Origin of the sequence: Rhizobium sp. AQ_MP (assembly GCF_014237835.1) — a bacterium.
Lineage (GTDB): Bacteria > Pseudomonadota > Alphaproteobacteria > Rhizobiales > Rhizobiaceae > Allorhizobium.
In genome coordinates this window covers 13,787-26,300 of the sequence record NZ_JACJVI010000018.1, presented here as the reverse complement: position 1 = coordinate 26,300, position 12,514 = coordinate 13,787, and the positions used below count along the sequence as shown (strand labels likewise).

Genomic DNA, 12,514 nt, shown 5'->3' with positions numbered 1-12,514 from the left:
ACAAGCCAACCAAAAAGAGGGAATTGATATGACAAACGAAACTGGGATGAATTCTTCAATCAATCGCCGCAGCTTCCTTCATCTGAGTGCTGGCGCGGCGGCCCTTTCCGTCACGACTAGCCTTCTGCCAGACCTCGCGATGGCGGCCGACGGTGTCGTCGCACTGGTTCACACGCAGGCTGCCGGCGACAACGGCCCCGTAGACCAGATGATTGCCAAGTTGAAGCAGCTGGCCGCGGAGAAGGGCTTCGAGTACCGCGTTGTCTACGCCCAGGATCCTGCCACCTACGAGTCTGTTTTCCGAGCGCTCGGTGACGCCGGGGCGGCAATCATCATCTCGACGTTCAACGGTGTGACAGAGCCTTTCAAGGCGCTCGCGCCGTCTTATCCCAAGACGAAATGGATTCAGATATTCGGCGACCCGATGAACCCACCGATCCCCAATGTCGTCACCGTTTCCTATGATTATCACCTCGGCTGTTATCTCTCCGGCGTCTTCGCCGCCGTGATGTCGAAGTCCGGAAAGATCGGCTATGTCGGCGGCGTATCGCTGCCGCAGTTGAATGCCGACTTTAACGCGCTGAAAGCCGGCGCAATATCAATCCGTCCCGACATCACGGTAACGGGCGCCTTTGCCGGATCGTTTCAGGATCCAGCAAAGGGCCAGGAAATCGCGACGCAGATGTACAATGATGGCATTGATTACATCCAGACTGATTCAGCGGCCACGGATAGCGGTGTAATTGCCGCCGCCACCGAAATGGAAGGCCGGATGGTGAGTTGCATCTCTGAGGCACAATACGCTCTTGGCCCGAAGTCGGTCATTTCGATCGTTGGTCTCGATTTCGGCGCCTCGCTCTACAACGAGACCACCAAGGCCCTCGCGCCGGACTGGAAGGGCGGCATCCACGAAAAGACAGGACTGGGCTCAGGCGTCATCGACTTCATAGCGTCACCCGTCTTCGCCGAACAGGGGCCGAAAGACCTGGTCGAGAAGACCAAAGCTGCGATGGAGGCGGTCGACAAAGCCCGCGCCGGCATCCTGAACGGGTCGATCATCGTCCCCTTCATCACCACCATCTGACAGCGCTGAAGCTACCGAGGATGTTCGTCTTCGAGGGAGGCTATGACAAGGCTGCACTCGGTGATTGCGATTGTCGGGTGCTGGAGCCCAGCCCTCAGTTCTAACTCTTGTCGTTTGTCTCAGCCCTCCGGAATGGTGCTCGGAGGGCTGAGCTGTTGATTGCGGTGCAGTGCTCAAGAGCCGAGCGTACATCCTTCCATCTGGCAATGTCGTCAACCTCGATAATCGCTCCGGCCACAAGCGACTGGCGGCGGGTGCGATGATCGAAAACTTCTCCCCGTATGAGGGCGCCGCTCCACTACGGGCGGCGGCGTGGCAGGGCCAGGTAAGGCGTTTGCTTTTCGACCAGTGAAGACCAGCGGTAATCGATCGGATTGACAGCCGCGCCAAGGGAGCGGCTGTCAATCCATCACCGTCAGGCGGCGGCGCGTGGGCGCAGAGCGTTCACCTGGTTGTCGACGCCGTTGACGAGGGCCGTCAGCTTTATGTCGAAAACGATCTCCGCAAAGGGGCCGCTCAGGCCATTCGCCTTGATGCTGGCTTCATCGTTTAGCTCGATGACATCCGGTACCAGGCCGTCGCGTGTCGCATAGGCGAAGTCATCGTTGATCAGCGGATCGCCGGCGATGTTGATCTGCGTTGTCAGCTTGCGATGGCCTTCGGCGCTGACGAAGAAGTGGATATGGGCCGGGCGCTGACCGTGGCGACCGAGTGCGGAGAGGAGCTTCTCGGTCGGGCTGCCCGGAGGCACGCCATAGCCGTGCGGCACGATGCTTCGGAACTTGTAGCGGCCATTTTCGTCCGCGATGATCGTGCGGCGCATGTTGAAGGGTGCCTGTTTGCCTGTTGGATCGAAGTGCGAATAGAAGCCGCGCGTGTCGCAATGCCAGACCTCGACTTTTGCACCAGCGCTCGGCTTGCCGTCGGCGCCATAGACGGTGCCATGCATGATCAGCGTATGACCGTCGGTATCCGTGCCGTCATCGAGACGCGCGAAGCCCTGACATTCCGGAGCCCCAGCGACATAGAGCGGCCCCTCGATCGTCCGCGGCGTCTCGTTCTTGATGCCGAGCGCTTCGTCGATCGCATCCAGGCGCTCGTCGAGGAAATGGTCGAGGCCGAGGCCGGGCGAAATCAGGCCGGCCTGTCCGGTGGCACCAATCTCGTTCATCCAGGCAATTGCCGTCCAGTATTCGTCCGGCGTGACGTCCAGATCGTCGATCGTCTTGAAGAGGTCGGAGACGATCCGGTGGACGATCTGCTTGACGCGCGGATTGCCATCCTTCTGCTCGAAGCCGCTCAAGACCTTGAGAAAGTCCTGGATATCGGGGCGATTGAAGATTTTTACGCTCATGTCATGTCCTCCTCACATGGGTGATTAGAGCCAGATTTCTCCGGCCTTGTCGTCAGCGGTCGTCGTCGCGAACAGCCGAGGGATGGCGCAGCAACGGCATCACCTCGATGTGCATGAATTTGAAAAGGGGCAGGCCGGAGAGCAGCGCGTGCAGCTCATCGTTATCGGCCACGTCAAAAATGCTGATGTTCGCGTAATGCCCGGCGATCCGCCAGATATGCCGCCACTTGCCTTGCGCCTGCAGCGCCTGGGAATAGGCCTTTTCCCGCTCCAGGATATCCCTGGCTTGCTCGGCAGGCAGATCATGCGGCAGGTTGACGGTCATCTTGACGTGAAACAGCATCGTCTTGTCCTCAGTCCTGCGCCGCGGTCATGTGTCGCGATCCCTCGCGGGTGAAGCGCTTGAGCTTGTCTTCGTCGAGCGAGATGCCGAGACCGGGGCCTGTCGGTATTGCCAGCGAGAAATTGCTGTAGTCGAGCTGTGTTTCCAGGATCTCCTCGGTCAGAAGCAGCGGGCCGAAGAGCTCGGTTCCCCACTGCAACTCCGCAAAGGTCGAGAAGACATGGGCTGAAACGATGGTTCCTATTGCGCCCTCGAGCATGGTGCCGCCATAGAGTTCGATACCGGCCGCATCGGCAATGGCTGCGACGCGCTGCGCGTTGAATGGTCCGCCGCTCTGCTCCACCTTCACGGCAAAGACATCGGCGCCATTGGTGCGCGCAATCTCGAATGCGCTTTCCGGTCCGGTCAGGGATTCGTCTGCCATGACGGCGATCGGGAAGCGGCGGACGAGGCGGCCAAGTGCTGCCGTGGACTTGACCGGTTGCTCGACGAGTTCGCAGCCAGCGTCGGCAAGAGCCGCAATGCCGAGATTGGCTTCGGTTTCGGTCCAGGCCATGTTGACATCGACACGGACGGCGCCGCGATCGCCGAGTGCGCGCTTGATGGCGGCAACATGGGCAACGTCCTCGCGCACGGCGCGCAGACCGATCTTCAGCTTGAAGGTCGAATGGCGACGGAGCGAAAGCATCTGCTCAGCCTCGTCGATGTCGCGGGCGGTGTCCCCCGAGGCGAGCGTCCAGGCCACAGGCAATCGATCCCGGCGGCGACCGCCAAGGAGTTCACTGACTGGCAATGCTACGCGTTTGCCTTGGGCGTCGAGGAGGGCGGTTTCCACCGCACTCTTTGCGAAGCGGTTGTCCTTCACCATGTTGCCGAGCCGCGCCATCAGGGACTGGATACGCGTGGCATCCTGGCCGAGCAGAACCGGCGCAAAATAGCGATCGATCGAGAGTTTCATGCTTTCCGGGCTTTCGCCGCCATAAGCGAGCCCGCCGATGGTCGTGCCTTCGCCGATGCCGACGATGCCGTCGCTTGCGTATATCCGGACCATCATCAGCGTCTGGCCGGTCATCGTCGCAACCGAGAGCTTGTGCGGTCGGATTGTCGGCAGATCGACGAGCATCGTTTCGATGCGTTCGATTGTCGGGGCGGCGGCAAGCGCCTCAAGGGGTGGGTGAATGGTCGCGTTCATGAAGACGATCATGGAAAAGATCGGCCGGCCCGTCCAAGACCATTTGGGTGTCGCATGATACCTTCAGGGTATGATACTTGCCTTGGCTGCTGGATTTGAGAGCCGATCTGGCGCAATCTGTCGCAATCATACCAGTAGGGGCAGGGTGGTCATGGACCTTAGGCAGCTTCGATACTTCGTTGCCGTAGCGAAGGAGCGCAACTTCACACGTGCCGCCGATCAGTTGCACATCGCACAGCCGCCCCTGAGCCGCCAGATTCAATTGCTGGAAGAAGAACTCGGCGTCGAACTTATCATCCGCTCCAGCCGGCCGGTTCGTCTGACGGAAGCTGGCCGCGTCTTCTACGAACAGGCCCTGCAGATCCTCGGTCGTGTCGAGCAGATGAAGGAGGCGACGCGACGGGTCGGTCTCAATCAAAACAGCGTTCTGTCGATCGGCTTCGTCGCATCCACACTCTACGGTGAGTTACCCGCCTTGGTGCGAAAACTGAGGCACGAGGCGCCAGGCACAGATATTCAGCTTCTGGAGATGATGTCAGTCAACCAGCTCCCTGCCTTGAAAGAGGGGCGGATCGATATCGGTCTCGGACGGTTGCGACACAATGATCCGCACATCAGGTGCACGGTGTTGCGCGAGGAGCGCCTCGTTGTTGCCATCCCACAAGGCGCACCGCTTTCAAGGGCGAGCACCCCGCTCAGTACGCAGGCTCTGACCGACCAGAAAATCATAGTCTATCCGCGCGAGCCGCGACCGAGTTATGCTGATCAGGTGCTTGGCATGCTGCTGCACCATGACGTCCAGCCACAGGAAGTCCATGAAGTGAGCGATATCCAGTCGGCGCTGGGGCTCGTGGCTGCGGAGTCCGGTGTCTGCATTGTCCCGTCTTCGGCACGCACGCTGCGCTCTGACCTGCACTACCGATTGCTTGAAGTGGAACGTGCGACGTCGCCCGTCGTGTTGAACCACCGTGCCGGAGACGAATCTGCAACGGTGCTGCAGGTCAAGCGCCTCCTGCGTGAGCTTTATGCGGAAAGGCATTCCTGGCTGGAGTCCGAACACAATATCTCGATCAATGTCGATCTCTAGCGACGTGGCGCGGATCAGGCACTCTCTCGGGTGAAGTCCCTCAGAATAGTTTGCCTTATCAGGAGCCAGGCAAGTGACGCTGCGGCAAGCATTGCCAGTCCGCCTGCCATGACGTCCGAGGATCCATGCCGCCACGTGCCGACTTCGGCAACCAGCAGAAAGCACATATTGGCATCCAGACCGACCGGCTGTGTCTTCCGGTGGACCCTAAGAAGAGCGCCGGCCGCAAGGAAGGCGGCAGTCAGTGCAACAAGCAGCACTGGATGATGGACGAGGACAAAATTGCTTGTCGCGTGATACGCAATCCCGCTGGCAACGCCGATCGCGACCCCTGGTAACAGGCTGCGGTGGATCGGTCGGGGATCGGGCGCGCTGGACATGATCAGCGCGTAGACAACCAGTGTCATCCCGAACGCGAGCACCGGGAAGCTTGCGATCGAGGCCGTGGATATGGCTGCAAACAGGGTGGCGCCGCCGCAGAGCAGAAAGCGCTTTGCACCGGCCCACTTCGTACGACCATGAGGTGGCCGGACAAGATCTGAGCCGCGCGCCGGCGTGAAAAGAACCGTCACAGCCGCAACGCAAATCACACCGAGAATGGTGCAGAGAATACGGTCAACAGCCAGCGCGACGGGGGTCGCTGCTCCCTGGTGCGGTAAGCCAGAAAGGAAAGGCAACACAACGACAAGCATCGTAATCGCCGCCATAAAGGTGCCGTAACTTCGGCTCGTGCCGATCGTGAAAGCCAATGCCGCGCAGCCCCCGATAAAGGCAGAGAGACAAACAATCAGCACTAGCTGAGGCGGATGCAGAACGATGAGGCACAGGGAGACCACCGCGCCGACAAGCGTTCCGACAATTCGCAAGGCGGCTCGGGTCAGAAGATCTTCTCTGAAGGGCTGATGCACCACCCAAACGGGCATGGCGGCCCAAAACGGGTTTGCAAGATCGAGCTGCTTGGCGAAGCCGAGGGCAAGTCCTGAGGCGATGAAGAGTTGCAGCGCAAGGAAGAGAACGGCCGAGTCGAAGCCCGGCAACTGCCATTTGTGCCCTATCGGCAAGAAGGGTGCCCCCTTACATCTTGAATTGCTGCCCAGTCATGCAAGGCCGGTGCAGACCGCTCCTAGCTGCGTCTTTCGAACCTGTCCAGAACCCAGAAGCTGTTCTGTGCCAGTTGCTGCTAGCTTTCTTGCTCCTGTCGCCTGCGCTGTCGGCGGGTTTGCAGTGTACGAGGTGACCGACCTGTCCAATCCTTGAACGCCCGAGAGAATGCGGCGCCGTCTGCATAGCCTAGCGCCAGGGCGACATTGGATGCGCTGCTATCCGGGCGCTCCAGAAGACTGGTTGCAAGTTCCGACCGATGCTCGCGGATCAGGGCGCGCACCGACGTTCCTTCGTCGTCGAGGCGGCGTTGCAGGGTGCGCAGGCTCATCTTGAGTTCCTGGGCAAGGAAAGCCGTGGTGACGGGGCGGCGGCCCAGATAAAGCTGGATCAGGAACCTGACTTTTTCCGACAGGCCTTCTTCCGGTTTGGTCTCGCTGATCAGGTCGGCGATATGGCGCTCGAGGGTGGCCACGAGGAACTTGTCCTCTCCGCGATAGACACGATCCGCCTCTTTCGCGTCATAAACCAGTCTGTTGCTGGATTGCGAGAACAGGATCGGTGCCCGAAAGATCCGCTTCAAAGGCTCAATCTTTGCCGGGCGCTCGTGTTCGAAATGCACCTCGAGCGGATTCAGGTTGGTACGGAAGCAGGAACGCACCAGCTCGCAGGTTGCCGCCATCGAGTATTCCGCATCCTGTCTGCGTGGCCATATGGAGCGATCGGTCAAGGCGTAGCTCCAGGTCAGCGTGCCTTCTTCTTCCACCACGCCGGAATTGGTTGCTCCCTGCAGGGAGTTGGCCAGGCGGGCAATCCTCTGGAGGGCGATGTTGATGGTCGGCGAGACGGAAAAGAGAATACCCATCGGGCCTATATCGGCAGGTTTCAGGTGTGCCCCCAGCTTCGCGCCGAATGCGTCGTCATCCGTCGCTGCCGCTCCATCCTCGAGGAATGCAACGAAGTGATGGAGCGGGATCAAAGCATAGGGATCCGCGAGCTGGCTCGAAGGGATGGCGTGCCGTTCAAGCAATGTGATCGGCGAAACCCCGGCGTTCTGGAGATACTCGATGAAAGGCGTGAGCGCCGCGACCCGAATGTAGGTGACAGATTGTCGGCCATTCAGCTGCCCATCACCTTGGAACATAGCAAATTTCCTTCCTTTTTGGCATAAATTATCAAATTAATGTCACATATCGCAATGTCAAAGTCGCAAGTGCTCTCTCATCTTTCTTAACAATAAACAAAGAAACCGTGAGGGGTTCACATGACTGTCGCAAAGAATGCGCCGGCGTCCGCAGGACGCCTGGCCCGGAATTCCGTGGGCATTGCCCACATCGTCTTCTTCGTTGTTGCTGCCGCTGCGCCGCTGACTGCTGTCGTCGGCGCGACACCGCCCGCCTTTGCTTTCGGCAACGGCGCCGGTGTTCCCGGCGCATTCGTGCTCGCCGGACTGCTCTATCTCATCTTTTCGGTCGGCTTCACGACCATGAGCCGACATGTCGGGGGGCTGGGGCCTTCTACACATACATCACTCAGGGCATCGGCAAGCCCGTTGGTGTGGGCGGTGCCTTCATTGCGCTCTTGACCTACAGCTCCGTTCAGATTGCTGTCTACGCTCTGCTGGGCTTCTCCACCCAGAGCATGATGGCGCCCTTCGGACTCGACCTGCCATGGTATGTCTGGGCTCTGGGGTTCCTTGCCTTGGTGCATCTGGCCGGCCAGCGGAACATCGCCTTCTCCGGCACCATCCTCGGCGTATGCATGGTGGCTGAAATCATCATCCTGCTGGTCCTCAACATCGCCATCCTGATTGTCGGCGGTGGCCCCGAGGGCATAAATTTCACTTCATTCGAACCGTCGACGGTGTTCAGCGCCGGTCTCGGGGTTACCCTGGTCTTCGTCGTCGGCTCCTTCATTGGCTTTGAGGCTACTGCCATTTTCGCCGAGGAGGTGGACCGTCCTGAGATCACCATTCCCCGGGCAACCTACATCTCCATCGTGCTGATCGCGGTCTTCTACGCCTTCTCCACCTGGACGATTGGTTTGCACTTCGGTCCATCCAATGTGCAGGCGGCGGCGAACAACTTGCTGGGTGCCTTCTACTTCGACGCAGCCACCAACGTCCTCGGCGCTTGGTCGGCCACCACAATGAACCTGCTGCTCGTAACCAGCCTGTTCGCCTGTGTTCTTTCCTTCCACAACACGCTGAACCGATACTTCTTCGCCCTGGGTCGCGAAGGTCTTGCTGCCCGTGCGCTCGGCAAGGTCCATGCGCTTCACGGGTCACCTTATGTCGCCGGTGTTCTGCAATCCGTATCCGCAGCAACCGTCATCATCGCTTTCGCGGTCGCCGGACAAGATCCCTTCACCGTTGTGTTCCCTTACATGTCGGCGCTGACGGTCATCGGTATCCTTACGGTGCAGGCCGTGGTCTGTATTGCGGTCATCCTTTACTTCCGCAAGGACAGCCATGGGCACGGCCTCTGGCAAACCCTGATTGCCCCGGCCGTCGCCTTCGTCGGTCTCGTCGGAGCGCTTGGCCTGGTTATCTCCAATCTTGAACTCCTGGCGGGGGCTTCGAACATCGTCGTCGATAGCTTCCCGATCATCGTGGCGCTTGTCGGCCTCGGCGGTGTGATCTTCGCCATACGGATCAAAGGCGCGGATCCCGTTCGCTATGCGGCTCTCGGCAAGGTGTTCGAGGCGTAACTCCAATCTCAAGACTGCGGGACGGCGCCGCGCCGTCCCGCCCTTCCCCAAAGTGGCCTCGCTCCAGTCCTTGACGCTGGATGCGATGTGCCGTGGCAAAACGAAAGCCCTGACCATGAACGACATGACTGCCATCCAAAGCACAAAAATCGATTTCATTTATCTGTCGGAAGAAGACATGATCAAAGCCGGCGTGACCGATATGCCGGCCTGCGTCGATGCCATGGAAGAAATGTTCGGCCTGCTCTACCACGGTGACTACCGGATGGCTGGTCCAAACAGCGACAGCCATGGTGCGGCCATTTCCTTCCCGGAAGACTCGCCGTTTCCGGACATGCCGAAGCCGACAGCCGACCGTCGTTTCATGGCGATGCCTGCCTATCTCGGTGGCCGTTTCCGTACGGCGGGCATGAAGTGGTACGGTTCCAACATTGAAAACCGGGACAAGGGCCTGCCCCGCTCGATCCTGATGTTCTGCCTCAATGATGCAGACACCGGTGCCCCGCTCGCTTTCATGTCTGCGAACCTGCTTTCTGCCTATCGCACCGGTGCCATCCCGGGCGTCGGCGCACGCCATCTGGCCCGCAAGGATAGCCGTGTTGTCGGTATTCTCGGACCGGGCGTCATGGCGAAGACCACGCTCGCAGCCTTCATGGCCGCTTGCCCCAACATCGATACGCTTAAGCTGAAGGGTCGCGGTGAAAAGAGCCTGAAGAGCTTCCTTTCATGGGTCGCCGAAACCTATCCCCAGATCACTTCCGTCACTGTCGTTGACACCATCGAGGCCGTGGTTCGAGACAGTGACCTCGTCAGCTATTGCAATTCGGGTGCCGTCGGCGATCCCTCCACCTATCCGATGGTCAAGCGCGAATGGGTGAAGCCCGGCGCGTTCCTCGCGATGCCGGCGCTCTGCAATATCGACGAAGCGATGGAAGCCCGTGATGTTCGCAAGGTGCTCGACAATACCGGCCTTTACGACGCCTGGTTCCATGAGTTGCCGAAGCCGGCCCATGTGCATGTGCCGATCGTCGGTGTGAAGTTCATGGACATGATCGCCGAGGGCCGCATGGACCGCGCCGACCTCGAAGACATCGGCAAGATCGTCGCCGGCGATGCGCCGGGTCGTCAGAACGACGAAGAGATCATCATCATGTCCGTCGGCGGCATGCCGGTCGAGGATGTCGCCTGGGGCACCATCGTCTACCGAAACGCCATCAGCCGCGGAATCGGCGTCAAGCTCAACCTCTGGGATGTTCCCGTCTTGCGCTGATATCCCCGGCGCCAACTTGCCGGGCGGTCAGCGATTGCCTTGCCGCCCGGCCTTTCTTTTCAATTGAGCAACGAGTGCACCATGACCAAGGTCGTCAAGATCAAGACCGGATCCAAGTTCGAGGATCACGGCAGCTATTCGCGTATCGTCGCGATCGACAACTGGATTTTCGTCTCCAATACGGCCGGCCGCAATCCGGTCAGCAAGGAAATTCCGGAGGATATCACCGAGCAAACGCTCCAGGTCTTTTCCAACATCGAAGCTGCGTTGGCGGCCGTCGATTCCGGCCTGGCCGATGTCGTGGCTTCGCGGGTGTTCATCCAGGATCCGACGGATACCATGGCCGTGATGACGGTGGTCGGGGAGAAGTTCCGCGGCATCAATCCCGCCAGCACCGTCACCTGCCCGCCGCTCGGATCGACGGTCTACAAGGTCGAGATCGAGGTGACGGCCTATCGTGGTGCCGGAAAAGCCGAGACCGAAGAACGCGTCATCTCGCTCTGATCCAGCGTCCGGGAGGTCTGTGATTCAGCCCTCCGTCATTTCCCCGAAACTTCAGGTTTACAGCCATGGCACCCACCATCCTCCCCGTTCAGACAGCTTCCGACTTTCCGGCGCAAACGACCGTTGTCGTCATTGGCGGCGGGATCGTCGGGCTGACGACCGCCCTCGTTCTTGCCGAGCGTGGCGTGGCCGTTGTGCTCTTGGAAAAAGGGCGGGTAGCGGGGGAGCAGTCCTCGCGCAATCTCGGCTGGATCCGCAAGATGGGCCGCTCGGCGCCGGATGTGCCGATGGCACAGGCAGCAGACCGTCTCTGGGCTCAGATGCCCGAACGGGTCGGAATGGATGTCGGATATCGCCAGGCGGGCATCATGTACCTTGCCCGCACCGAGGCCGAGATGGAGATGCACCGCCAATGGATGAAGACGGTCGAAGGGCTGCAGCTCGATTCCCAGATGCTGAGCGCCCGGGAGATCGATGACCGGGTTCCTGGTGGGAAGGGGACCTGGGCCGGTGGCATCTACACCGCGTCCGATGGCCGTGCCGAGCCGACGCTCGCCCCAAGTGCAATTGCCCGGGCCGCGATCGCGAAAGGGGCAGTGATCGTCGAGAACTGCGCCGTACGCACGCTTGTCCGTTCTGCAGGCCGCGTCACGGGTGTTGTCACCGAACGGGGCGAAATCCGTTGTGATCAGGTCGTGCTCGCCGGCGCGCTCTGGTCGCGCAAGTTCCTGGCCAATCTCGGCGTTTCCCTGCCGACTTTGCCACTGGTCTGCTCGGTCATCCGCACCGCCCCCATGGAGGGGCCGACGGAGATCGCCGTGGGCGGCCCGGACTTCTCCTTCCGCAAACGCCTGGACGGTGGCTATACCATCACCCAGCGCGGCGCGCTCGGCGCACCGCTGATGCTCGACCACTTGCTGATCGGCTTGCGTTACCTGCACATGCTGCGCGGCCAGCGGCAGTTGCTGCGCATCAGCCTCGGGTCCGATTTCATGAAAGATATCTCCCTGCCGCGTCGCTGGGGTCCGGAATCTCGGTCTCCGTTCGAGCGCGTGCGCGTGATGGATCCGCCGGCAAATCCCGACATCAATGCTGAGGCCATGCGCAACCTGACCGGTGCCTGGCCGCTCTTTGGCGATGCGGTGATTGAGGAGGTCTGGGCGGGTATGATGGATATCACGCCGGATTCCCTGCCGGTGATCGGTCCGGTTGCCGGTATTCCGGGACTTACGCTTGCGACCGGTTTTTCAGGCCACGGCTTCGGTACGGGACCTGCTGCCGGCCAGCTTGCCGCAGACCTCGTCACGGCGTCCTCTACGCCGCTGCTCGATCCGACGCCCTACCGTCTGGAGCGTTTTTCCTGAGCTCCAACAAGGCTGCCGATCGATTGTCAGCCTCTCACGAATGGCGGGCCGCTCGTGCCCGCCTTTCTCGTCATTTAGCTGCGACGTGGGTCGAGGTTCCGCACTGTCTCAACCGCGTTGCGGGTGTCCGGCAGGAATTCGAGCAGCAAGCCGTCGGGCATTTCGACCCAATGGGCGCCCTTGTCCAAAGACTTGCCGCCATGAGCCAGAGCGCCCTTGATGGCTGCCGGAACGTCTGCACAGATGAGGCCCAGATGCGCGAAGCGACCTTCAGGACCTCTGAAATCTGCGTCTTCGACGATTTGCAGGCCGCCGAGCAACCAGACTTGGCTTGGCTTCTCCAGATTGCCGTCACGTTTGGTCACGGTCATTCCGAGCACATCGCGGAAGAAGGCGAGATGCGGGGTGATGTCGCGGACGGTGAAAGCGACATGGTCGAGATAGGCCGCCGTCGCAGTCTTCATTTCAGACATGGGAATTCCTTTTCTTTCTACTGCGGGCCGTCT

At 60.3% G+C, this 12,514-nt stretch carries 11 protein-coding genes and 1 pseudogene; 6 read left to right on the top strand and 6 right to left on the bottom strand.

Annotated features, from left to right (window positions below):
• The first annotated feature begins 58 nt into the window (after nucleotides 1-58).
• Nucleotides 59-1,084, top strand: coding sequence for a BMP family ABC transporter substrate-binding protein (locus H6M51_RS20530; RefSeq protein ID WP_185811716.1), 1,026 nt, complete (start codon nucleotides 59-61; stop codon nucleotides 1,082-1,084).
• A gap of 415 nt (nucleotides 1,085-1,499) precedes the next feature.
• On the opposite strand, the gene catA is transcribed toward H6M51_RS20530, so the two are convergent.
• From catA to H6M51_RS20515, 3 genes are read right to left on the bottom strand one after another with little or no spacing between them, the layout of a single operon-like run.
• Entirely contained in the window at nucleotides 1,500-2,438 is a 939-nt protein-coding gene (gene catA / locus H6M51_RS20525; protein WP_185811666.1) for a catechol 1,2-dioxygenase, read from the bottom strand.
• Nucleotides 2,439-2,490: 52 nt separating this feature from the next.
• On the bottom strand, nucleotides 2,491-2,781 hold the full coding sequence (gene catC / locus H6M51_RS20520; RefSeq protein WP_185811665.1) for a muconolactone Delta-isomerase: 291 nt from the start codon (nucleotides 2,779-2,781) through the stop codon (nucleotides 2,491-2,493).
• Nucleotides 2,782-2,791: 10 nt separating this feature from the next.
• Nucleotides 2,792-3,973 carry a muconate/chloromuconate family cycloisomerase gene (locus tag H6M51_RS20515; protein WP_185811664.1) on the bottom strand — a complete coding sequence of 394 codons (1,182 nt, stop codon included), beginning with the start codon at nucleotides 3,971-3,973 and terminating at the stop codon, nucleotides 2,792-2,794.
• Nucleotides 3,974-4,124: 151 nt separating this feature from the next.
• Here H6M51_RS20515 and H6M51_RS20510 point away from each other — a divergent pair, with 151 nt between their 5' ends.
• Entirely contained in the window at nucleotides 4,125-5,060 is a 936-nt protein-coding gene (locus tag H6M51_RS20510; protein ID WP_185811663.1) for a LysR family transcriptional regulator, read from the top strand.
• Between the two features lie 14 nt (nucleotides 5,061-5,074).
• On the opposite strand, the gene H6M51_RS20505 is transcribed toward H6M51_RS20510, so the two are convergent.
• Nucleotides 5,075-6,121 carry an FUSC family protein gene (locus H6M51_RS20505; protein ID WP_185811662.1) on the bottom strand — a complete coding sequence of 349 codons (1,047 nt, stop codon included), beginning with the start codon at nucleotides 6,119-6,121 and terminating at the stop codon, nucleotides 5,075-5,077.
• Between the two features lie 119 nt (nucleotides 6,122-6,240).
• On the bottom strand, nucleotides 6,241-7,305 hold the full coding sequence (locus tag H6M51_RS20500; protein WP_185811661.1) for an AraC family transcriptional regulator: 1,065 nt from the start codon (nucleotides 7,303-7,305) through the stop codon (nucleotides 6,241-6,243).
• Nucleotides 7,306-7,425: 120 nt separating this feature from the next.
• On the opposite strand from H6M51_RS20500, the pseudogene H6M51_RS20495 reads away from it, so the two are divergent.
• The 4 genes and pseudogenes from H6M51_RS20495 to H6M51_RS20480 all read left to right on the top strand — a co-directional run bounded on the left by H6M51_RS20495 (nucleotide 7,426) and on the right by H6M51_RS20480 (nucleotide 12,008).
• Nucleotides 7,426-8,870: pseudogene (locus H6M51_RS20495) on the top strand (APC family permease).
• Nucleotides 8,871-8,985: 115 nt separating this feature from the next.
• Nucleotides 8,986-10,140: a tyramine oxidase subunit B gene (locus H6M51_RS20490; RefSeq protein WP_210314894.1), complete on the top strand. Its 1,155-nt coding sequence runs from the start codon at nucleotides 8,986-8,988 to the stop codon at nucleotides 10,138-10,140.
• Nucleotides 10,141-10,221: 81 nt separating this feature from the next.
• Nucleotides 10,222-10,644, top strand: a complete 423-nt coding sequence (locus H6M51_RS20485) for a RidA family protein (RefSeq protein ID WP_185811660.1) — start codon at nucleotides 10,222-10,224, stop codon at nucleotides 10,642-10,644.
• A 65-nt stretch (nucleotides 10,645-10,709) separates the two neighbouring features.
• Nucleotides 10,710-12,008: an FAD-binding oxidoreductase gene (locus H6M51_RS20480; RefSeq protein ID WP_185811659.1), complete on the top strand. Its 1,299-nt coding sequence runs from the start codon at nucleotides 10,710-10,712 to the stop codon at nucleotides 12,006-12,008.
• A 74-nt stretch (nucleotides 12,009-12,082) separates the two neighbouring features.
• On the opposite strand, the gene H6M51_RS20475 is transcribed toward H6M51_RS20480, so the two are convergent.
• Nucleotides 12,083-12,481, bottom strand: a complete 399-nt coding sequence (locus tag H6M51_RS20475) for a VOC family protein (RefSeq protein WP_185811658.1) — start codon at nucleotides 12,479-12,481, stop codon at nucleotides 12,083-12,085.
• Nucleotides 12,482-12,514 lie beyond the last annotated feature (33 nt).

Excerpts from the sequence above, each read along its gene's own strand:
- catA (WP_185811666.1), bottom strand. The coding sequence starts at position 2,438 with ATGAGCGTAAAAATCTTCAATCGCCCCGATATCCAGGACTTTCTCAAG.
- H6M51_RS20475 (WP_185811658.1), bottom strand. The coding sequence starts at position 12,481 with ATGTCTGAAATGAAGACTGCGACGGCGGCCTATCTCGACCATGTCGCT.
- H6M51_RS20490 (WP_210314894.1), top strand. The coding sequence starts at position 8,986 with ATGAACGACATGACTGCCATCCAAAGCACAAAAATCGATTTCATTTAT.
- H6M51_RS20485 (WP_185811660.1), top strand. The coding sequence starts at position 10,222 with ATGACCAAGGTCGTCAAGATCAAGACCGGATCCAAGTTCGAGGATCAC.
- H6M51_RS20510 (WP_185811663.1), top strand. The coding sequence starts at position 4,125 with ATGGACCTTAGGCAGCTTCGATACTTCGTTGCCGTAGCGAAGGAGCGC.
- H6M51_RS20500 (WP_185811661.1), bottom strand. The coding sequence starts at position 7,305 with ATGTTCCAAGGTGATGGGCAGCTGAATGGCCGACAATCTGTCACCTAC.
- H6M51_RS20515 (WP_185811664.1), bottom strand. The coding sequence starts at position 3,973 with ATGAACGCGACCATTCACCCACCCCTTGAGGCGCTTGCCGCCGCCCCG.
- catC (WP_185811665.1), bottom strand. The coding sequence starts at position 2,781 with ATGCTGTTTCACGTCAAGATGACCGTCAACCTGCCGCATGATCTGCCT.
- H6M51_RS20480 (WP_185811659.1), top strand. The coding sequence starts at position 10,710 with ATGGCACCCACCATCCTCCCCGTTCAGACAGCTTCCGACTTTCCGGCG.